Raw genomic sequence first — 21,328 nt, 5'->3', positions numbered from 1 at the left:
ACCGGGAGGACGACCGGGAGGACGACCGGGAGGACGACCGGGAGGACGACCGGGAGGACGACCGGGAGGACGACCGGGAGGACGACCGGGAGGACGACCGGGAGGACAGCCGGGAGGACGACCGGGAGGGCCGCCGGGGCGGGTGTTCTGCGAGAATGGCGGGCCGACCGGCGCCGGGCCCGCGGCGCCGGCCCGGCAGCCGCCGCAGGCCCGAGATCCACCGAAGGAGAGAGCGCACGGTGACCCGACAGCGCAAGGCCCCCACCGCCGCCCCGGACCGCGAGGACCTGCGAGCGGACTGCGGCAGCTGCTTCGGCCTGTGCTGTGTCGCCCTGCCCTTCGCGCGCTCGGCGGACTTCGCGGCCGACAAGCCGGCCGGGCGCCCGTGCGGCAACCTGGACGCGGACTTCCGCTGCGGCATCCATGCGCGGCTGCGCCAGGAGGGCTACCAGGGCTGCACCGTCTTCGACTGCTTCGGCGCCGGACAGAAGGTCTCGCAGGTCACCTACGGCGGCACGGACTGGCGGCGGGCCCCCGGCACGGCCCGGGAGATGTTCGAGGTGTTCCCGGTGATGCGGCAGCTGCACGAGCTGCTGTGGTACGTCACCGAGGGCCTGGACGTGGCCGTGGCACGGCCGGTGCACCCGCGGCTGCGGCGGGAGCTGGCCCGGCTGGAGTCCCTCACCCGGGGCGACGCCGCCGCGCTGCTGGTGCTGGACGTCGACACGCTGCGGGGCGAGGTGAACACGCTGCTGCTGCGGGTGGGCGACCTGGTGCGGGCGCAGGTGCCCGGCCGGACCCGCAACCACCGCGGGGCCGACCTCATGGGCGCCCGGCTGGCCGGTGCCGACCTGCGCGGCGCGAGCCTGCGGGGCGCCCTGCTGGTCGCCGCCGACCTGAAGAACGCCGACCTGCGCATGTCCGACCTCATCGGCGCGGACCTGCGCGACGCCGACCTCGCGGGCGCCGACCTGACCGGCAGCGTGTTCCTCACCCAGGCCCAGCTGAACGCGGCACGGGGCGACGGGACGACCCGCCTGCCGGACACGCTGAGCAGGCCCGCGCACTGGTGACGCCCTGAGGGGACCCGCCCCCCGGGGACGCGGGGAACCGCACGCTCGGCCACGACGGCGCCGCGGACACGGAGCGGCGCGACGCGGCGCCGAGGGCGGGCGCGCTCACACGGCCACCTCCTCCCCCGCGCCGGCCTCCTCCTTCGCGAACTGCGTCCGGTACAGCTCCGCGTAGCGGCCCTCCGCCGCGAGCAGCGACTCGTGCGTACCCCGCTCCACGACGGCCCCCGCCTCCAGCACGAGGATCTGGTCGGCGGAGCGCACCGTGGACAGCCGGTGGGCGATGACCAGCGCCGTACGCCCCTGGAGCGCCTCGGTGAGGGCCTCCTGCACGGCCGCCTCGGAGGTGTTGTCGAGGTGGGCCGTGGCCTCGTCGAGGACGACCACCCGCTGGCGGGCCAGCAGCAGCCGGGCGATGGTCATGCGCTGGCGCTCGCCGCCGGAGAGCCGGTAGCCGCGCTCGCCGACGACCGTGTCGAGACCGTCGGGCAGGGACCGTACGAGGTCGTCGAGGCGGGCCCGGCGCAGCGCGTCCCACAGCTCGTCCTCCCCCGCGCCGGGCCGGGCCAGCAGCAGGTTCGCGCGGACGGTGTCGTGGAAGAGGTGGCCGTCCTGGGTGACCATGCCGAGGGTGGCCCGCAGGGAGGCGTGACTCAGTTCGCGGACGTCCGTCCCGCCGAGCCGGACGGCTCCGCCGTCGACGTCGTACAGGCGCGGCAGCAGCTGGGCGATGGTCGACTTGCCCGCGCCGGAGGAACCGACCAGGGCCACGGTCTGGCCGGGCTCGGCGCGGAAGGACACCCCGTGCAGCACCTCGGCGCCGCCCCGGGTGTCGAGGGAGGCCACCTCCTCCAGGGAGGCGAGGGAGACCTTGTCGGCGGCGGGGTAGCCGAAGCGGACGTCGTCGAACTCGACCGAGACCGGCCCCTCGGGCACCGCGCGGGCGTCGGGGCGTTCCTCGATGAGCGGCTTCAGGTCGAGCACCTCGAAGACCCGCTCGAAGCTGACGAGGGCGCTCATCACCTCCACGCGTGCCCCGGCGAGCGCGGTGAGCGGCGCGTACAGCCGGGTCAGCAGCAGGGCGAGGGCGACGACGGCGCCGGGCTCCAGGCTGCCGCGCAGCGCGAACCAGCCGCCGAGACCGTAGACGAGGGCCAGCGCGAGGGCGGAGACGAGGGTGAGCGCGGTCATGAACGCGGACTGGGCGGTGGCGGTGCGCACCCCGATGTCGGCGACGCGGCGGGCCCGGTCGGCGAACTCGTCCGACTCCTCCTCCGGACGCCCGAACAGCTTGACCAGGGTCGCGCCGGGCGCGGAGAACCGCTCGGTCATCCGGGTGCTCATCGACGCGTTCAGCGCCGCGGCCTCCCGCTGCATCCGGGCCATCCGGCCGCCCATGCGCCGGGCGGGCACCACGAACACCGGCAGCAGCACGAGGGCGAGCAGGGTGATCTGCCAGGACAGGGTGAGCATGACGGCGAGGGTGAGCACCAGCGTGACCAGGTTGCTCACCACGCCGGACAGGGTGTTGCTGAACGCCCGCTGGGCGCCGATGACGTCGTTGTTGAGCCGACTGACCAGCGCGCCCGTGCGGGTGCGGGTGAAGAAGGCGACGGGCATGCGCTGGACGTGGTCGAAGACCGCCGTGCGCAGGTCGAGGATCAGGCCCTCGCCGAGCCGGGCCGACAGCCTGCGCCCGAGGATGCCCAGAGCGGCCTCGACGACGGCGATGAGCGCGATGAACAGGGCCAGGCGTACGACGGTGTTCTCGTCGCCGTCGGTCACGATCGCGTCGACGACCCTTCCGGCGAGGACGGGCGTGGCGACGGCGAGCAGCGCGGTGGCGATGCCGAGCAGCACGAACAAGGTGATACGGGAGCGGTGCGGGCGGGCGAACGCGGCGATGCGGCGCAGGGTCGCGCGGGCGAAGGGGCGGCGCTCCTGCTGGGCGTTCATGACGCTGTACAGCTGCGTCCAGGCGGTGGTCTCCATGCTCATGGAGAAGACCGTAGAACCTGAAGCAACGTTGAGGTCAAGGCATTTCCGGTGTCCGCGCGCCATGCGCCGTCCCCGCCCGCGCAACCGGGTGTTGGGGCCGTGGGGAGAACCTCTCGGAGTGTGAGAGGGGTTCGGGTCGCGGTGGGACGGCTCGCCCGGCGGGTGCCGATGCGGCCGGTGCTGTGTCTGCTTCCGGTGGTGCTGGTGGCCTTGGTGGCGGTGCGTCACCGTGAGGTGCTGGCGGACGGGTTCGGCTCGCTGCGCCGGGCCGATCCGCCGTGGCTGCTGGCGGCGGGCGGGGCGACCTGTCTGACCTGGGTCGCGGCGGCCGCCGGCCGGCAGGGGGCGGTCGTCGAGCGGCTGCCCCGGCGGCGGCTGCTCGCCACGCAGTTCGCGGCGGGCGCGGCCAGTCATCTGCTGCCGACCGGCCTCGGCGCGGGCGCGGTGAACCTGCGGTTCATGACGGTGTGCGGGCTGCCGCTCGCGCGTTCCTCGGCCGCGCTCGCCCTGTATCTGCTCGCGGAGGGTGTGGCACGGGTCGGCCTGCTGGCGGCGCTGCTGGTGGCCTTCCCGCACGCGCTGCGCCCGGACGTCCTGCTGCCCGAAGGGGCGGGCGGGCCGCTGCTGTCCGCGCTGGGCGCGGGCGCGGTGGCCGCGGCGGGGACGCTGCTGCTGGTCCGGCGGGCGCGGCGGGCGCTCTCGTCGTTCCTGCGGACCGCGCTGTGCGAGGCCCGCTCGGTGCACACGCGGCCCGCGCGGGCGCTGGCGCTGTGGGGCGGCTCGTTCGCGTTCCCGGCGCTCCAGGCCGCCGGGCTCGCGGCGGTGGGCCTGGCGCTGGGGCTGCCGGTGCCGCCCGCGCACATGGCCGTCGCCTATCTCGCGGCCACCGTGGCCGTGGCCCTGATCCCCACGCCGGGCGGTCTCGGGTCGGTGGAGGCGGCGCTGATCGTCGCGCTGGTGACGGCGGGCGGCCCGGTGGCCGTGACGACGGGTGTGGTCCTGGCCTACCGGATCATCACCGTGTGGCTCCCCCTGGTGCCCGGCGCGCTGACGCTGGGCGCACTGGTGCGCCTGAAGGTGATCTGACCGCACCCGCCGCGCCCGCCCGGGGAGTTCCCGCCCGGCTCCCGGCGGGACGGGCCCGGGCCCGGGCGTGCCGGACGGCGGTCTCACGCCGCCGGGTCGTACGAAGCCCCGCCGGGGCCCGTCCCGGACCCGACCGCGCCGGAGGCTCGCCCGGTGCGCCGGCCCGGCTCACCGGACGCCCGTACGGACGGCTGCACGGCCGGACGCCCGAGCGGGCAGGCCGACGGCGGACACGTACAGGCCGACGGCGGGCGGTGCCGAGGCCGGGCGCGGGGTGCCGGGGCCGGGTGCCGGGTGCCGGATGCCGGGGCCGGGCGCCGGATGCCGGGACCGGGCGCCGAGGCCGGGCGCCGAGGCCGGGCGCCGAGGCCGGATGCCGAGGCCGGGCGCCGAGGCCGGATGCCGAGGCCGGGCGCCGAGGCCGGACGCCGAGGCCGGATGCCGAGGCCGGGCGCCGAGGCCGGGGCCGGGTGCCGGGTCACCAGGGGACCGGTTTGCCGTCGCGGAAGAAGCCGCCTGTCGGGCCGTTGTCCGGCAGGGTGGCCGCCCACACCACTCCGGCCGCGCCCTCGGACACGGGCCGGCCGCCGGGGCCGCCCATGTCGGTGGCGACCCAGCCCGGGCAGATGGCGTTGACCAGTACGCGACGGCCGCGCAGTTCCCCGGCGAGCAGCAGGGTGAGGGCGTTCAGCGCGGCCTTGGACACGCTGTACGCCGGGGTGCCCCCGCTCATCGAGGCGAGGGAGCCGCCCTCGCTGCTGACGTTGACGACCCTCGGGTGCGGGCTGCGCTCCAGCAGCGGCAGCAGCGCCTGGGTGACGCGCCAGGCGCCGAACAGGTTGGTTTCCAGGGCCCGTTGCACCTCGGCCAGGTCGGCCGTACGGGCCTGGGCCCAGGTGTCGTACAGGATCGCCGCGTTGTTCACGACCACGTCGGCCCGTCCCAGTTCGCGGGTGACCCACTCGGCCATCGCGGTGACGCTCGCCTCGTCGGCGACGTCGAGCTGCACGGCGGTGACCCGTTCCCCGCCGCGGTCGGCCCGCGCGGCGGCCTTGCGCCCCTTGGCGAGATCCCGGGAGCCGAGGACGACCCGGTACCCGCGCCCGGCGAGCTGCCGGACGACCTCGCGTCCGATCCCGCGATTGGCCCCGGTCACCACCGCCACCGGCGATCCGCCCGACCCGCGCTCCGCCATGGAAGACTCCCTTGTCCGTCGTCACTCCTTCGCCGAGGGGATTCCACCATGCCGGTCCGCGTCGAACGGCGAGATCACGTCACCACGGTCGTCCTCTCCCGCCCCGAGGCCCGCAACGCCGTGGACGGGCCGACCGCCGGGGAACTCGCTGCGGCTTTCCGGAAGTTCGAGGCGGATCCGCGGGCGCGGGTGGCCGTGCTGTGGGGCGAGGGCGGCACGTTCTGCGCGGGCGCCGACCTCAAGGCACTCGGCACCGCACGGGCCAACCGGGTCGCCGAGGACGGGGACGGGCCGATGGGGCCGACCCGGATGCGGCTGTCGAAGCCGGTGATCGCGGCGGTCGCGGGGCATGCCGTGGCGGGCGGCCTGGAGCTGGCCCTGTGGTGCGATCTGCGGGTCGCCGAGGAGGACGCCGTCTTCGGGGTGTTCTGCCGCCGCTGGGGCGTCCCGCTGATCGACGGCGGCACGGTGCGGCTCCCGCGGCTGATCGGCGCCGGCCGTGCCATGGACCTGATCCTCACCGGCCGCCCGGTGCCCGCCCGCGAGGCGTACGGCATCGGCCTCGCCGACCGGGTCGTGCCGACCGGTACGGCCCGTGCGCACGCCGAGTCCCTGGCCGCCGAGATCGCCCGCTTCCCGCAGGCGTGTCTGCGCGCGGACCGGGCGTCCGTCCTGGACCAGGAGGGGCTCGGCGAGGAGGAGGCGCTGCGGACCGAACTGCGCCACGGGTCGGCCGTGCTGGCGGAGAGCCTGGAGGGCGCGGCCCGCTTCGCCTCCGGCGCGGGCCGGCACGGCTCGTTCGAGGAGCCGTGAGAACGGGCCCGGCGGGGGCCGGGGTGGCCGGACCTCGACCAGGTGTGCGAACTGCTGTTCCGGATACGGCAGGATGAGCGCGCGCGCCGGTTCGCGACACGGTCCGGCCTGCGTACGAGCACATTCCGATTCGAGCAGGTGACAACGTGACGACACTTCACATCCGGCCGTCGGCGGCCCGTTCCGCGGCAGACCTCCTCACCGGAGGTGACCGGTGACCCGCGCGCTGACCCTGCACGACTTCGTCGTCGCCGGTATCGCGCTGGCCGCCGGCCTGCTGCTGGCGTTCGCGCTGCGCGTGCTGGTGCGCTGGCTGGGCAAGCAGGCCGACCGCACCCGCTGGGGCGGGGACGACGTCATCGTGGACGGGCTGCGGACCGTGCTGCCGTGGGCGGCGGTGCTGGGCGGCGCGGCCGCGGCGGGCGCGGTGCTGCCGCTGACGCGGACCGTGCAGCGGCATGTGAACCAGTCCCTGACCGTGCTGCTGATCGTCGCGGCGACGGTGGCCGCGGCCCGGGTCGTGGCCGGGCTGGTGGGTGCGGTGACCCAGTCCCGCTCCGGGGTCGCCGGGTCGGCCACCATCTTCGTGAACATCACGCGGATCGTGGTCCTGGCGCTCGGCTTCCTGGTGGTGCTGCAGACGCTGGGCATCTCGATCGCGCCGATGCTCACCGCCCTCGGGGTGGGCGGTCTGGCCGTCGCGCTGGCACTCCAGGACACCCTCGCGAACCTCTTCGCGGGCATCCACATCCTCGCCTCCAAGACCGTCCAGCCGGGCGACTACATCCGGCTGAGCAGCGGCGAGGAAGGCTATGTCACCGACATCAACTGGCGGCAGACCACGATCCGTTCGCTCTCCAACAACCTGGTCATCATCCCCAACGGCCGTCTCGCGGGGACCAACATGACCAACTACAACCGGCCCGCGCAGGAGCTGACGATCCTGGTCCAGGCGGGTGTCGCCTACGACAGCGACCTGGAGCACGTGGAGCGGGTGACGGTCGAGGTGATCGCCGAGGTGATGCAGGAGATCACCGGAGCCCTGCCGGAGCACGAGCCGGCCGTGCGGTTCCACACCTTCGGCGACTCGCGGATCGGCTTCACGATCATCCTCGGCGTCGGCGAGTTCAGCGACCAGTACCGGATCAAGCACGAGTTCATCAAGCGGCTGCACCGCCGCTACCGCGCGGAGGGCATCAGCATCCCGGCGCCGACCCGCACGGTGGCGCTGGAGCAGGGCGCGGTGGTCATCCCCCAGCAGCGCACCGCGCCGGCGCCGGCCGAGCCGGGCGACCGAACGGCCGCCCGGCTCGACTGACGGCTCAGAGAGTCGCCGAGTTGTCGTGGTGGTGCCCGCCCCTGCGGCTGTGCGGGGCGGCGAAGGAGGAGCTCGCCGGGTTGACCGTCCAGTCCGGGTGGCCCGGCATCCGCGGCGTCCTGGTGCCGTAGAGCCAGTCGTTCAGGAATCCGGACAGGTCCTCGCCGGCGGTCTCCGAGGCGACGGCGATGTAGTCCTTGGTGGACGCCGCGGAGTTGCGGTACCGGGCGAGGAAGGCCCGCTCGATGGCGTCGAACACGTTCTGCCCGACCCGCTCGCGCAGCGCGAACAGCACGAGCACGCCACCCAGGTAGCGCTGGCTGTCGAACAGGTTGACGGCGTTCGGCGCGGCCACCGGGCCGGAGTCCTTGCGCCACTGGTCGCCGAGCGCGTACGTCGCCTTCATCCGCGCTTCCATCGTGGTCAGACCGAGGGAGTCGGGCCAGCCGCGCTCGTAGCGGTAGAGCAGGCCGTAGAAGTCGGCGTGGCCCTCGTTCAGCCACAGGTCGGCCCAGGTGGCGGGGCTGACGCTGTTGCCGAAGTAGGAGTGGACGATCTCGTGCATCATGTGCGAGCCGATCTTCTTCTCCTCCTGGAGGAGGAAGTTCGGCTTGTACAGCGTGAGGGTCTGGGTCTCCAGGCCGGTGAAGTCGAACGCCTTCGGGTCGTCGGAGTTGCACGGCAGCAGTCCGTACGTCTCGAACGGGAAGGCGCCGAGGCGGGCCTCGATCCACTCGACGATGCCCGGGGTGAGCGCCAGCGCGGGCTCCAGCGCGGCGGCCCGCGCGCTGGGGACGACGTCGCGCAGGGGCAGCCCGTGCGGGCCGGGACGGTTCTTGACGACGTAGTCGCCGACGGTGATCTGCACCACCTCGGTCGCGATCGGGGAGCGCGAGCGGTAGGCGTACCGGGTCCGGCCGTCGGCGAGGGTCTCCGTGCCGGTGAGCGCGCCGCTGGCCACACCGCGCAGACCGGCGGGGACGGTGATGCGGAAGGAGAAGTCCGCCTTGTCCGCCGGGTGGTCGTTGCAGGGGAAGACGGTGTGCGCCGAGTTCGGCTGCGGGCACACCGCGAACCCGTCCGGCGTGGGCACCCAGGCGGTGTGCGCGAGCGTCCGCCGCGGGTCGGCCGTGTACTCCACCACGATCCTGGCGGCGGCCTTCGCGGCCAGCGCCTTGGCGGGGGTGATCCGCAGCTTCTCGCCCTCCTGGGCGTACGTGGCGGCGCGGCCGTCGACGCGCACGGACCGTATGTCCAGGCCGAGGGCGTCCAGGGAGAGGCGGCTGAGGGCCGTGGTGGTGGTGATCCTCAGGGTCGCCGTGCCGGAGACGGTCTTCGCGTCGGCGTCCCAGACCAGGTCCAGGTCGTAGGCGGAGACGCGGTAGCCGTCGTTGCCGAGGCCCGGGAAGACGGGGTCGCCGAGGGTCTCGGGGCCCGGGGCGGCGCTCCGTGCGCGTCCTGCCGCGGTCCGCTCCCCCGTGGCGGCGTGGGCCGGGATCCCGGCGGTCAGTGCCGCGGCGCTGCCGATGAGGACGGCCGGCGCGGTCACTCTGCTGCGATATCTCATGGTCGGCTTTCGTTCGGGCGGCCGGCTGGTCGGGTCCGGCCGTCGTCGGTCGATAGAACGATCACCCACCATGACCGCAAGATCACCCCCTTCGGTTGCATCGTGACCCGGACGATCCACGCCCCGATCCGGCCGGACCCCTGTCGAGACAGGGGCGATCACGAGATATCTTGATGTCGAGCAATGTTGCAGACGTGGAGCGGAGCACCCGGTGACTGACTCGACCATCATCTATACGCACACTGACGAGGCCCCGGCCCTGGCGACGTATTCCTTCCTGCCGGTGGTCCAGGCTTACGCCTCCCAGGCGGGTGTCTCCGTGGAGACCCGGGACATCTCGCTGGCCGGACGCCTCATCTCGGTGTTCCCGGAGTACCTGAGCGAGGACCAGCGCATCCCGGACGCGCTGAGCGAGCTGGGCGAGCTGGCGAAGACGCCCGCGGCCAACATCATCAAGCTGCCGAACATCTCGGCGTCCATCCCGCAGCTCAAGGCCGCCGTCGCCGAGCTCCAGGGCCAGGGCTACGCGCTGCCGGACTACCCGGACGACCCGAAGACCGACGAGGAGCGGGAGATCAAGGCCCGCTACGACAAGGTCAAGGGCTCCGCCGTGAACCCGGTCCTGCGCGAGGGCAACTCCGACCGCCGTGCCCCCGCCTCGGTGAAGAACTACGCCAAGACCCACCCGCACCGCATGGGCGCCTGGTCCGGCGAGTCGAAGACCAACGTGGCGACGATGGGCGAGAACGACTTCCGCTCCACCGAGAAGTCCGCGGTGATCGCCGAGGACGGCACGCTGCGGATCGAGCTGGTGGCCGAGGACGGCACCACCACCGTGCTGCGCGAGTCGGTTCCGGTGCTCGCCGGTGAGGTCGTCGACGCCTCCGTGATGCGTGTCGCCCACCTCCGCGAGTTCCTCGCCGCGCAGGTCGCCCGCGCCAAGGCGGAGGGCGTGCTGTTCTCCGTGCACCTGAAGGCCACGATGATGAAGGTCTCCGACCCGATCGTCTTCGGCCACGTCGTACGCGCCTTCTTCCCGAAGACCTTCGCGCAGTTCGGTGAGGCGCTGGCCGCGGCCGGCCTCTCCCCCAACGACGGTCTGGGCGGCATCCTCAAGGGCCTGGACGCGCTGGCGAACGGCGCCGAGATCAAGGCGTCCTTCGACGCGGAGATCGCCGGGGGCCCGGCGCTGGCGATGGTCGACTCCGACAAGGGCATCACCAACCTGCACGTGCCGTCCGACGTGATCGTCGACGCCTCGATGCCGGCCATGATCCGCACCTCCGGCCACATGTGGGGCCCCGACGGCCAGGAGGCCGACACCCTCGCGGTGCTGCCGGACTCCTCCTACGCCGGTGTCTACCAGGCCGTGATCGAGGACTGCCGCGCGAACGGCGCCTACGACCCGTCGACGATGGGCTCGGTCCCGAACGTCGGCCTGATGGCGCAGAAGGCCGAGGAGTACGGCTCCCACGACAAGACCTTCGAGATCCGGGCCGCGGGCACCGTGCGTCTGGTCGACGCGGCCGGCGACGTCGTCATCGAGCAGCCGGTCTCCGAGGGCGACATCTTCCGCGCCTGCCAGACCAAGGACGCGCCGATCAAGGACTGGGTGAAGCTCGCCGTCACCCGTGCCCGTGCCACCGGCGACCCGGCCGTCTTCTGGCTGGACGAGACCCGCGCCCACGACGCCAACCTGATCACCAAGGTCGGCACGTACCTGGCCGAGCACGACACCGAGGGCCTGGACATCCGCGTCCTCGCCCCGGTCGAGGCCACCAAGCTGTCGGTGGAGCGCATCCGCCGCGGCGAGAACACCATCTCGGTGACGGGCAACGTCCTGCGCGACTACCTGACCGACCTGTTCCCGATCCTGGAGCTGGGCACCAGCGCCAAGATGCTGTCGGTCGTCCCGCTGATGGCGGGCGGCGGCCTGTTCGAGACGGGCGCCGGCGGCTCCGCGCCGAAGCACGTCCAGCAGCTGGTCAAGGAGAACTACCTGCGCTGGGACTCCCTCGGCGAGTTCTTCGCGCTGGTCCCCTCCCTGGAGCAGTACGCGACGGCCACCGGCAACACCAAGGCCAAGGTCCTCGCCGACACCCTCGACCGCGCCACGGCGACCTTCCTCAACGAGGACAAGTCCCCGACCCGTCGCGTCGGCGGCATCGACAACCGCGGCAGCCACTTCTTCCTGTCCCTGTACTGGGCCCAGGAGCTGGCCTCGCAGACCGACGACGCCGAGCTGGCGAAGGCGTTCGCCCCGCTCGCCGAGTCCCTCGCCGCGAACGAGCAGAAGATCGTCGACGAGCTCAACGCCGTCCAGGGCAAGCCCGTCGAGATCGGCGGCTACTACCAGCCCGACCCGGCCAAGGCCGCCGCGGCCATGCGCCCCTCGGCGACCTGGAACGAGGCCCTCGCCGCGCTGTGACCGTGAGCTGACGCTCCTTGTCGCCTGATCTCCGCCCCGGCCGACAACACACCCGGCCGGGGCGGAGCCGTGTGCGGGGCCGGGTGCCGGACCCGGTTGTCAGACCCTTGTGGCACCTTGATCACGTAATGCTCCGGCCTTCCTCCAGGGAGATCCCCGATGTCCTTCGCGCTGCTGCCCGGCTCCGACGACTCGCCCGTGATCCTGCACGTCCCGCACTCCTCGCGGGAGATACCCGCCGATGTGCGGAAGGGGATCGTGCTCGACGACGAGGCGCTGGAGCGGGAGCTGGACCACATCACCGACTCCCACACCGCCGAGATCGCGGCGGAGGCGGCGCGGCTGGCGGGGACCGCGCCCTGGCGGTTCGTGAACGGGCTGTCGCGGCTCGTCGTCGACCCCGAGCGGTTCCCCGACGAGCGGGAGGAGATGCTCGCGGCGGGGATGGGGGCGGTGTACACCCGGACCACGCACAAGGAGCTGCTGCGGGAGGGGGACGGTGAGCCCGAGCCGCTGATCGCGCGGTACTTCCGTCCCTATGCGCAGGGCATGACCGAGGCCGTGGCAGGCCGGCTGGCCGCCACCGGACGGGCCGTGATCATCGACGTGCACTCGTACCCGGCCGAGGCGCTGCCCTACGAGCTGCACGGATCGGGGCCCCGGCCGCCGGTGTGCCTCGGCACCGACTCCTTCCACACACCGCCCGAGCTGCTCGCGGCGGCCCGGGAGGCGTTCGCCGGGGTCGGGGAGACCGGCCTGGACAGCCCGTTCGCCGGCACGTACGTGCCGCTGGAGTTCTACGGGCGCGACCCGCGCGTGGCCGCGCTGATGGTGGAGATCCGCCGGGACACCTACATGACCGAGCCGGGCGGCCCCGCCACAGCGGGTCTCACCGCCCTCGCCCGCGCCCTGTCCCGCCTGGTGGACGCCGTGCCCCGCGGCTGACCCCGGCGGCCGGGGTCAGGCGCGCAGCCACTCCGTGACCACCACCTGTCCGCCGGCCCGCAGCCGCAGGGCGAAGGGCCCCGAGGGGGGCACGTCGCTGCTGAAGCGGCCCATGTCGTCGGCGGCGAGGGCGGCGGGCGCGGCCGGGTGCGGTCCGCCCAGGACCTCGATGCCGGCCGGCTGCGGCGGCAGCACCTGCCCCAGCAGGCCCTCCCCGGTCACCTCCACGTCGACGGTCAGCCCGCCCGCCCGGAAGGTCAGCATCCGCGGCGGGTCGGCCGCTCCCCTGACCGGAAGGGCGTCGACGAGCGAGTCGAAGGTCAGCTCGGCGATCCCGGCGTCGAGGTCGTGCAGCAGATACGCCTCCACGGCGATCCGCCGCAGCTCGGCCGGCACCGGGTCGAGGACGGCCGCGGCACGCCGCAGCTCCTCCTCCAGCAGACCGGTGTCGAAGGAGTCCTCGTCCGGACCTCCGACGTCGTCGGCGCCGAGGCCGTCGATGTCGTCCATGCCGTCCATGCCGTCCATGCCGTCCATGCCGTTCACAGCGCTCCCCGTGCGTCGATTCGGGCGCGCAGCCGCCGCAGACAGCGCTGGCGCAGCGGTCCGATACTGCCCACGGCGATCCCGAGGGCCGCGGACACCTCCTGATAGGTCGGCGGCGGCGAGGCCATCAGCACCCGCAGCAGCTGCCGGCAGCGGTCGCCGAGTTCCTCGAACTCCTGCCACATCCGCCGGATCCGCTCGGTCTCGGCGGCCGCCTCCTCGGAGTCCAGCACCGACTGCTCGGGCGTGCGGTCCTCGCTGATCCGGTCCAGGAGCTGCGGGTCGTCGGTGGGGGTGAGCCGCTTGAGGCTCTTGATGACCTTCAGGCTCTCGTGCCGCGCGGTGCTCGCGAGCCAGGAACCCGCCTTGTCGGGTTCACGCAGCCGGCCCAGATGCTGGGCGAAGCGGAACCACACCGTCTGGTACACCTCGTGCGCGTCGGCGTCGGACAGCCGATGGGCGCGCACGACCGACCACACCAGCGGGCTCAGCCCTTCCACCAGCGCTTTCCAGGCCGCCGCGTCACCGTCGACGGCGGACTGGACGAGCGCGCCGACATCTGCACGGTCCACGGCCCCACCCCTCGTGTACGGCCTGTCATCGTACGCCGTGGCGGGGGATGCTCCGGTCCTCATGGGTGTCCGGGTCCTCATGCGGGGGGCTCGACCGGCACGGGGCTCCAGGTGGCCGGCAGGAGCGCGGGCACATGCGCCCCGCGCACCTCGGCGAACTCGGTGCTGGCGGCGAGCAGTTGCCGCCGGGCCCGGCGCGGGTCGGTCTCCTTGTGGGCGGTCATGTGGGCGGCGACCAGACCGGCGACGACGGGGGTGGCGAAGGAGGTGCCGCTCCAGCTGGCGTACCCCTCGAACATCACCTGGTCCGCCTTGCCCGCGCCGCCGTTCTGGCGTTCGGTCAGCACACCGGTGTGGCCGGGCGCCTGGCAGGTGCACGCGTAGGTGAAGCCGTAGCGGCAGGCGTCGTAGGTGGAGTGCTGGTACACGTACGGCACGGGGGCGGTGAAGCCGGTGAGGGCGCCGGTGAGCCGCTCACCGGGAGCGTACGCGTTCACCCAGGGGCCGTGGTTGGAGAAGCAGGCGCCGAACTCGCCGTCCCCGCGCAGCGCGCCGACGGAGAGCACGCAGTCCGCGTAGTCGGGCAGGCTCGCGTAGGCGGCGGGCCAGAACGGCGTGGCGCTGCCGTTGTTGCCGGCGGCGGCGACCAGCAGGGTGCGCTGCCGGCGCAGTTCGCGCATGAAGTTCTCGATGCCGAGCAGGCCGTCGTCGCGGCCGTTGGAGGTGCCGGCGGAGAGGCTGAGGATGTCGGGCCAGCCGTCGCGGTCGACGGCGTCGAAGAGCTTCTCGCCGAACTCGGACTCCAGGACGGCGCCCGCGTCCGTCAGCGCGTTGTTCACCGTGATCTCGGTGTTGGGGGCGACGGCCGCGACGAGGCCGGCGATGAACGTGCCGTGGCCGACGTACTGCTGGAGGACGCCCTCGTCGTCGGTCTCCCTCAGCTGGGCGTCGCCCCGGGTGTGCGCGAGGGGCGGGTAGGAGCGGTAGTCGTTCGTCAGGCCGGTGTCGACGACCAGGACGCCGACGGCGGTCTCGGGGTCGTACGGGGCGCCGTCCGGGCCGGGGTTGGGTGTCCGGGTGCGCGGGACGGGCACGGGCTCGTCGCCCGGGCAGGCGTTGACCGCGATGGACACGACGTGGTTGCGGCTGACGAGACGGCGTCCGGCGCGGCCCTCGGCCTGCCTCAACGACCTCATCGCGGCGGCCACTTCCCGGTCGCCGCCGCCGCGGACGCCCTGGCCCGGGTCGCCGACCTGGATGCGGGTGATGCCGGAGCGGTTGGTGGACGGGCCCGCGCGGCGCACGGTGTCCGCGGTGAGCGAGGGGTGCTCGGTGAAGTGGGCGCGCACGGCGTCCTCGACGACGCGGGCCTCCTCACCGTCGCGGGCGAGGACGACTCCCTTCTCGTAGAGGAACTCGGCGGAGTCGTCCGGCCCCATCGCCAGGGGGACGTCCGGCAGCGAGCGCTGGATCTGGTCGTACTGCTCGTGGAATCGCTGTGGTGCCATGGCGTGTCCTCCCACTGAGGCAATGGTCGTCAAACAGAGCCGCGGGGCCGTTGCCTGATACAGACCCCGGACCGTGTGATGCGGTTCCGCGGCCACTACCATCCGTGGGGTGACAGCGGGAAGCGACTCGGTGCTGGAACTGCTGCCGATGGTGTTCGCCGCCCCGAACGAGGCACTGACGCGGGCGCGGCACGTGCTGGAGTCCGGCGGGCCGCCCCTGCACGCCTCGGTCGCCCACCAGGTCATCGGCATCTGGCAGCGGGACTTCGGCGACATGCGGCTCGCGCTGCACCATCTGCGCCGGGCCCGGGACTGCGCGGCGCGCGCGGACTCCGCCGAGCGCGAGGCGGACGTGCTGGGCACGCTCGGGGTCGCACTGGTGCACGCGGGGCGCACTCGGCAGGGGCTCGCCGCGTTCGAGCGGGGCGTGCTGCGCGGCAGCGGCCACACCCGGGCGCGGGTGCTGTACCGGCGGGCGTACGCCTGGTGGGTGCTGGGGCAGCACCGGCAGGCGCTGGAGGACGTACGGCGCGCGGTCCCGGTGCTGCGGCAGGCGGAGGACGTCATCTGGACGGCGCGGGCGCTGACCCTGCGGGCCACCGTCCATCTGGCGCTGGGCGCGGTGGACCGGGCGGACGCCGACTTCACGGCGGCGGAGGCGCTGTGGGACACCACCGGCCAGGAGCACGACAAGGCGGACGCGGTGGAGAGCCGGGGCCTGGCGGCGTTCCGCGCCGGGGACATACCGGTGGCGCTGCGGCTGCTGGACGAGGCCGAGGGGCGTTACGCGGCGCTCGGGACCCCCACGTTCATGCTCGACATCCGGCGCTGCGAGGTGCTGATGGCGGCGGGCCTGGCGCCGGAGGCGCTGGCGGAGGCGGACGCGGCGATCGCGGCGCTGGACGGCCTCGGCGGGCAGTCGACACGGAAGGCGGAGCTGCTCCTCGCGGCGGCGCGGGCGGCGCGTCTCGCGGGTGATCCGCACACGGCGATCGCGCGGGCCGCGCTGGCGGTGCGGCTGTTCGCCGGTCAGCGGCGCACCTGGTGGGAGACGCACGCCCGGCTGGTGCTGATCGAGGCGCGGGTCGCGGCCGGCCGGCGTTCGGGCCGGCTGGTGGCGGACGCGGCCGCGGTCGCCGAGCGGCTGGCGTCGTTCGGGGCTCCGGCCGCGCCGGAGGCGTCGCTCCTCGCGGGCCGGATCGCGCTGTCGCTGGGCTGGCGCGCGGACGCCGAGCGGCATCTGGCGGTCGCGGCCCGCAGCCGGCACGCGGGGCCCGCGCTGGCCCGGATCACCGGCTGGGCGGCGCAGGCGCTGCGCGCGCAGGCGGCCGGTTCGGGGCGCGGGGTGCTCCAGGCGTGCCGGAGCGGGCTGGCCGTGCTCGACGACCACCGCACGACGCTGGGCGCCTCGGAGCTGCGGGCGCGGGCCACCGAACAGGGCGCGGAACTGGCGGCGTTGGCGCAGCGTGCCTCACTGGCGGCGGGCGGGCCGCGGCGGTTGCTGGAGTGGAGCGAGCGCTGGCGGGCGACCGCGCTGGCGGCGCCGCCGACCCGGCCGCCCGCCGACCCGGCGCTGCAGAGCGCGCTGACCGCGTTCCGGGAGATCGCCGCCCGCGCGGAGGCCGCGCGGATGGAGGGCCGGCCGGTGCCGGCGCTGGAGCGCGAACAGCGCCGCCTGGAAAGGGAGATACGTTCGCGGACCCTGCACATCCGGGGCGACGCGCCCGGGGACGGGGACCGGTTCGACGCGGGTCTGCTGCTGGCGGCGCTGGGCGACACCCGGCTGGTGGAGCTGGCCGTGGTGGACGGCCGGGTGCATGTGCTGCTGTGCGGGGGCGGACGGGTGCGGCGGTTCGAGGCGGGGCAGCTGGCACAGGCGGAGGCGGAGGCGGAGCACATCCAGGCGGGGCTGCGGCGGCTGGCGCATCCGGGGGCGGAGGCGCGGCTGCCGCTGGTGGAGGCCATGGGGCGGCGGCTGGAGGAGCTGCTGCTGGGACCCGCGGCCGCGCATCTGGGCGGCGGGCCGGTCGTGGTGGTGCCGCCGGGACGGCTGCACCGGGTGCCGTGGGCGCTGCTGCCGTCGCTCAGGGACCGGGTGCTGAGCGTGTCGCCGTCGGCGACGGGCTGGCTGCGGGCCCTTCGGACGGCGCCCGCGCCGGGCGGCCGGCATGTGCTGGTGCGCGGGCCCGGGCTGGCGACGGGCGGCGCGGAGGTGCCCGAACTGGCGGGCCGCTACGGCGATCCGACGGTGCTGGAGCACGACGAGGCGCGGGCGGCGCGGGTGCTGGAGGAGCTGGACGGGGCGGCGCTGGCGCACATCGCGGCGCACGGGGCCTTCCGGGCGGACAGCCCGCTGTTCTCCTCGCTGCGGATGGCGGACGGCCCGATCGTCGTGCACGACTTCGAGCGCCTCGCCCGCAGCCCGCACCGGATCATCCTGTCCTGCTGCGACACCGCGCGCTTCGCGTCCGTCGGTGCGGACGAACTCCTCGGACTGGTGACGGCGTTGCTGCCGCTGGGCACGGCGGGCGTGGTGGCGTGCAGCGCGCCCGTCAACGACGAGGCGGTCGTGCCGCTGATGCTGGCCCTGCACAAGGGGCTGGCGGCCGGGCTGTCCCTGGCGGAGGCGCTGCGCGACGCGCGCGCGGCCGTGCCGGACGACGCGGTGCACCAGGCGACGGGGTGGGCGTTCACGGCGTTCGGCGCGGCGTGACGGCTCCGGGCTGCTCCGGGCGACCTCGGGAGGCTTCGGGCGACCTCGGGCGGCTTCGGGAGGCTTCGGGACCGAGGGTCCCTGCGGGACCCTCGGCCGTGCTCGTCACACCCCTGACCCGAGCTACGCCCTGTCACCACCGTCATGAGGACAATCGCGGCAAAGGCGCGGCACTCCCGGATCCACTTGATGGTCTCCCTCGACTCATGCCCTCGATGGGGCGGCGGGTTGCAGGGAGACCCGCACTTGGCGCTTCGAGCGGCATCATCATGCCTCGTCGATCTTGAAGTGCGTCGCGGTCAGGCCGACTTGGCGTCCGGTTCCGCCATCAGGCAGGGCAGGGTCCGGCGGTCGCCGCCGAGGCGGGTGTAGGCGCCGTAGAGGTGGTTGCCGACCGTGCGCACGGACAGGGTGAGGCGTTCGGCGATCTGCCGGTTGCTCAGGCCCGCCGCGGCGAGGGTGACGATCTGCCGCTGCCGGGCGGTGAGTTCGCCCAGCACCAGCCCGGTCAGGGCGGGGGTGCGGGCCCCCTGGCAGCGGCGGGCGAGAGCGACGGCGCGGGCGCGGGAGGTGCGGGCGGCGAGCGGGTCGCGATGGGCCCGGGCGGCCTGGGCGTGCGCCTCGGCCGCGAAGAGCAGGAAGCCGCGTTCCCCGAGGGTGCCGGCGACCCGGTCCAGCGCGGATGCGTCGGCACGGGCCAGCGCCTCGGCGTGTGCCGCGAACACGCCTCCGGCGGGCAGCAGGCCCAGCGCTCGGTCGGGCGCGCCCAGGCGTACGGCGTCGTAGGGCCGCCGTGCGTCGAGCACGGCGAGCGCGCCGTCGAGGTCGCCGCGCGCGGCCGCGGACCAGGCGGCGGCAGGACCCCGGACGGCGGCGCGGGAGAAGGGGCCGGACGGACGGGGGCATCCCGTCTCCCGGGCCGCGGGGCCTTCGGCGCCGTCGCCGGGGCACGGGCCGGACGGACGGGGGCCCTGGGCGGCTTCGCGGTCCGAAGCCGCTCCGGTCGCCCCGCCGGCGGCCCGGACGCATCCCCCGGGCCCGCCCGGGGCCGCCGCGCCCTGCGGTGCGGCACAGCCGTCGTCTCCGCCCGACTGGGCCACGGCCAGGTCCAGTTCGAGGCGGCAGACGGGATCGCCGGGGGTGTCGCGCAGACCGAGGCGGGACCAGGCCGCGGCCTCCCGGAGCTCGCCGCGCAGACGGGCGAAGCGTGCGCGTACGGCGGCGTAGGCGGCGGGAGCCGCGGTGCCGGACTCCTCCAGCCACTCCCCCGCGGGTGTGGGCGTCTCCCGTACGTCCGCCTCCTCGATGAGCCGCTCCAGCGCGGCCGCCTCGGTCTTGAGGGCGAGCTCGGCCTCGCCGGCCGTACGGGCGAGACGGCGGGCGCGCAGGCGCCCGGCGGCGGCGCGCAGGACCGGTCCGTGCAGGGGGTGGGCGAGACGGACGGCGTCGGGGGTGCGCGGGTCCTCCGTCACCCGGATCAGGCCGTCGGCCTCCAGGCGTTCCAGGACGCTCAGGTCGCAGTCGGCGGCGTCGAGCGGCAGGGGCTCGGCGAAGGCGAGCCGGTCCAGGATCTCGCGCTCGGCCGGGTCGGTGCGGCCGAGGACCGGCGCGGCGCGCTCACGGACCGCCGGGGTGAGCGGCAGCGGGCCGTGCCAGGTGTGTTCCCCGGTGTCCGGGTCGGCGGTGAGCAGGCCCTTGTCGCGCACGGCGCCCATCAGGTCGCGCAGCAGTGCGAGGTCGCCGCCGGACAGACGGCGCAGCCGGCGTGCGGTGAGCGGTTCGACGGGGCCGGGGGCGCCCGCGGCGAGGAGCCGGTCGGTGTCCTCCCCGGTCGGCGGTTCCAGGGCGAGCCGGGGCAGCAGTTCCCCGGTCCGAAGGCGCTGTATCGCACCGGGGGCGGGGGCTCCGTCGGTGACGACGACGATCAGCCGGGTGCGGGTGTGCACGGCGAGCTGGTGGACGAGCGCGGCGGAGGCGTCGTCGAGCAGGTGGGCGTCGTCGACGACCAGCAGCCGGGCGCCGGACAGCAGGTGCACCGCGCGGTGCAGCGTGACGGACTCCGGCAGCAGATGGGCGAACGCGGCGAACGGCGTGTCCCGGGAGCCGGGGCTGCCGGCGGCCCTGACGCACTGCGTGCCCCGCACGGCCTCGTCGACCAGCCGGGTCTTCCCGCAGCCGGCCGGGCCGGTCACCACGATGCCGTGCCGGGTCGCGGTCGAGGACCGGCGGACCAGCTCCAGTTCCTCCTCCCGGCCGGTGAACGGCCAGGACAGCTCCAGGGTCCGGGCCTCCCGGAGAGCGGTCGCTGTGCGTGAAGGGAGACCGGAAGCGGTGGGAGAAGTCGTCACGGTAACGGGAGTCCGTGTACTCGGCCCTGATACAGGGCGACTTGAGTAGACCCCGACTCAGGCGCCGGGGACGGCCGGGCGGCACGCTTCTTCCATGACCGGACGCTACTGCTCGCTCACGCAGGCGCCGGCCCCCGTGCTCACCCCGGGGCTGGCCGCCGAACGGCTGAGCGCGCTCGTCGGCGGCCGGCCCAAGTGGGTCAACGGCACGGTCCTGCACTACTGCTTCTTCGACGGCGACGACGACGCCTCCGTCATCCATGTGCCGGGGTCCGCGTCGACCCGGCGGGTGTCCTGGGTCGGCGACGAGAGGCAGCGGGAGGCGGTGCGGGCCGCCTTCCGCGAGTGGCACGGCCTCGGCATCGGGATCTCCTTCACGGAGGTGACCGACCGCTCGGAGGCGGAGCTGCGCATCGGGTTCCAGCTCGGCGACGGCTCCTGGTCGGCGGTGGGCAAGGACGCGCTGCGCATCGGCATCAACGACCGCACCATGAACTTCGGCTGGGACCTGACCGCGCCCGGGGAGCGCGCCACGGCCCTGCACCAGATCGGGCACGCGCTGGGGATGCTCCACGAGCACCAGAGCCCGTGCGCCGGCATCCACTGGGACGACGAGGCCGTCCACGCCGAGCTGGCCGGCCCGCCGAACTTCTGGAGCCGGGAGACCACGGAGTTCAACATCCTGCGCAAGCTGGAGCCGTCCGAGGCCAACGGCACGCTGTGGGACCCACAGTCGATCATGGAGTATCCGTTCCCGTCCGGACTGATCCTGGAACCGGAGGAGTTCCGCGGCGGCCTCGTCCCGCCCGGGACGCTGTCGCCGCTGGACAAGGAGTACGTGCTCCGCTGGTATCCGCCGCCCGACGCCCCGCGCCCGCCGGTGCTGGTGCCCTTCCGGTCCGCGCCGCTCAGGCTCGGCCCGGGCGAGCAGGCCGACTTCACGGTCGAGCCGGCCGGGACCCGGGAGTACACCGTCGCCGCGTTCGGCGACTGCGACGCCGTCGTCGTCCTGTTCGAGGAGCGGGACGGGGAGCCCCGCTATCTCGCGGGCGACGACGACGGCGGCGCCCCTCGCAACGCCAGGGTCAGGGCCCGACTGGTCAAGGGGCGCCGCTACTTCGTCCGGGTCCGCCTGTACTCCGGCTGGGGTCCGGGCGAGACCGCGGTCATGTGCTGGTGAGGCCCGGCCGGCGGGCCGCAGCCACGGGTCGGGCGTGA

General features: G+C 74.4%; 15 protein-coding genes. 8 read left to right on the top strand and 7 right to left on the bottom strand.

All coding sequences use genetic code 11. The annotated features are described in order from the left end of the window. Positions 1-155: 155 nt before the first annotated feature. Positions 156-1,073, top strand: coding sequence for a pentapeptide repeat-containing protein (locus ACIQGV_RS34430; RefSeq protein ID WP_402501961.1), 918 nt, complete (start codon positions 156-158; stop codon positions 1,071-1,073). A 105-nt stretch (positions 1,074-1,178) separates the two neighbouring features. On the opposite strand, the gene ACIQGV_RS34425 is transcribed toward ACIQGV_RS34430, so the two are convergent. Then, a complete protein-coding gene (locus ACIQGV_RS34425) occupies positions 1,179-3,065 on the bottom strand; it encodes an ABC transporter ATP-binding protein (protein WP_402501958.1) in 1,887 nt (628 codons plus the stop codon). A gap of 174 nt (positions 3,066-3,239) precedes the next feature. On the opposite strand from ACIQGV_RS34425, the gene ACIQGV_RS34420 reads away from it, so the two are divergent. Next, positions 3,240-4,157, top strand: coding sequence for a YbhN family protein (locus ACIQGV_RS34420; RefSeq protein ID WP_402501956.1), 918 nt, complete (start codon positions 3,240-3,242; stop codon positions 4,155-4,157). A 478-nt stretch (positions 4,158-4,635) separates the two neighbouring features. Here ACIQGV_RS34420 and ACIQGV_RS34415 read toward each other — a convergent pair whose 3' ends face one another. Then, entirely contained in the window at positions 4,636-5,352 is a 717-nt protein-coding gene (locus ACIQGV_RS34415) for an SDR family NAD(P)-dependent oxidoreductase (RefSeq protein WP_402501926.1), read from the bottom strand. Between the two features lie 48 nt (positions 5,353-5,400). Here ACIQGV_RS34415 and ACIQGV_RS34410 point away from each other — a divergent pair, with 48 nt between their 5' ends. Both ACIQGV_RS34410 and ACIQGV_RS34405 read left to right on the top strand, forming a co-directional pair. Continuing rightward, positions 5,401-6,165, top strand: a complete 765-nt coding sequence (locus tag ACIQGV_RS34410) for a crotonase/enoyl-CoA hydratase family protein (RefSeq protein WP_402501923.1) — start codon at positions 5,401-5,403, stop codon at positions 6,163-6,165. A gap of 214 nt (positions 6,166-6,379) precedes the next feature. After that, positions 6,380-7,483 carry a mechanosensitive ion channel family protein gene (locus ACIQGV_RS34405; protein ID WP_402501921.1) on the top strand — a complete coding sequence of 368 codons (1,104 nt, stop codon included), beginning with the start codon at positions 6,380-6,382 and terminating at the stop codon, positions 7,481-7,483. A gap of 4 nt (positions 7,484-7,487) precedes the next feature. Here ACIQGV_RS34405 and ACIQGV_RS34400 read toward each other — a convergent pair whose 3' ends face one another. Then, complete coding sequence (locus ACIQGV_RS34400; RefSeq protein ID WP_402501919.1) at positions 7,488-9,050, bottom strand: M1 family metallopeptidase; 1,563 nt, start codon at positions 9,048-9,050, stop codon at positions 7,488-7,490. 211 nt (positions 9,051-9,261) lie between these two features. On the opposite strand from ACIQGV_RS34400, the gene ACIQGV_RS34395 reads away from it, so the two are divergent. Together ACIQGV_RS34395 and ACIQGV_RS34390 are read left to right on the top strand one after the other, a co-directional pair. Next, on the top strand, positions 9,262-11,478 hold the full coding sequence (locus tag ACIQGV_RS34395) for an NADP-dependent isocitrate dehydrogenase (protein WP_402501917.1): 2,217 nt from the start codon (positions 9,262-9,264) through the stop codon (positions 11,476-11,478). 159 nt (positions 11,479-11,637) lie between these two features. Continuing rightward, complete coding sequence (locus ACIQGV_RS34390) at positions 11,638-12,423, top strand: N-formylglutamate amidohydrolase (protein ID WP_402501914.1); 786 nt, start codon at positions 11,638-11,640, stop codon at positions 12,421-12,423. Between the two features lie 15 nt (positions 12,424-12,438). Here ACIQGV_RS34390 and ACIQGV_RS34385 read toward each other — a convergent pair whose 3' ends face one another. The 3 genes from ACIQGV_RS34385 to ACIQGV_RS34375 all read right to left on the bottom strand — a co-directional run bounded on the left by ACIQGV_RS34385 (position 12,439) and on the right by ACIQGV_RS34375 (position 15,049). Beyond that, the gene (locus ACIQGV_RS34385) at positions 12,439-12,951 is read right to left on the bottom strand and encodes a hypothetical protein (protein WP_402501955.1); all 513 of its coding nucleotides are present in this window, start codon (positions 12,949-12,951) and stop codon (positions 12,439-12,441) included. Positions 12,952-12,965: 14 nt separating this feature from the next. Then, positions 12,966-13,541, bottom strand: a complete 576-nt coding sequence (locus ACIQGV_RS34380; RefSeq protein WP_402501912.1) for an RNA polymerase sigma factor — start codon at positions 13,539-13,541, stop codon at positions 12,966-12,968. 77 nt (positions 13,542-13,618) lie between these two features. After that, on the bottom strand, positions 13,619-15,049 hold the full coding sequence (locus ACIQGV_RS34375) for a S8/S53 family peptidase (protein WP_402501910.1): 1,431 nt from the start codon (positions 15,047-15,049) through the stop codon (positions 13,619-13,621). Between the two features lie 148 nt (positions 15,050-15,197). On the opposite strand from ACIQGV_RS34375, the gene ACIQGV_RS34370 reads away from it, so the two are divergent. Further along, a complete protein-coding gene (locus tag ACIQGV_RS34370; RefSeq protein ID WP_402501952.1) occupies positions 15,198-17,762 on the top strand; it encodes a CHAT domain-containing protein in 2,565 nt (854 codons plus the stop codon). Between the two features lie 299 nt (positions 17,763-18,061). Here the strand turns inward: ACIQGV_RS34370 and ACIQGV_RS34365 are convergent, their stop codons facing one another. Beyond that, positions 18,062-20,110, bottom strand: a complete 2,049-nt coding sequence (locus ACIQGV_RS34365; RefSeq protein ID WP_402501908.1) for a LuxR C-terminal-related transcriptional regulator — start codon at positions 20,108-20,110, stop codon at positions 18,062-18,064. Positions 20,111-20,204: 94 nt separating this feature from the next. Here ACIQGV_RS34365 and ACIQGV_RS34360 point away from each other — a divergent pair, with 94 nt between their 5' ends. Then, positions 20,205-21,290, top strand: a complete 1,086-nt coding sequence (locus ACIQGV_RS34360; protein ID WP_402501906.1) for a M12 family metallopeptidase — start codon at positions 20,205-20,207, stop codon at positions 21,288-21,290. The last annotated feature ends 38 nt before the right edge of the window (positions 21,291-21,328 follow it).

Source organism: Streptomyces sp. NPDC093094, from assembly GCF_044754345.1.
Taxonomy (GTDB): domain Bacteria; phylum Actinomycetota; class Actinomycetes; order Streptomycetales; family Streptomycetaceae; genus Streptomyces.
This window is presented reverse-complemented; position numbering and strand designations above follow the sequence as displayed.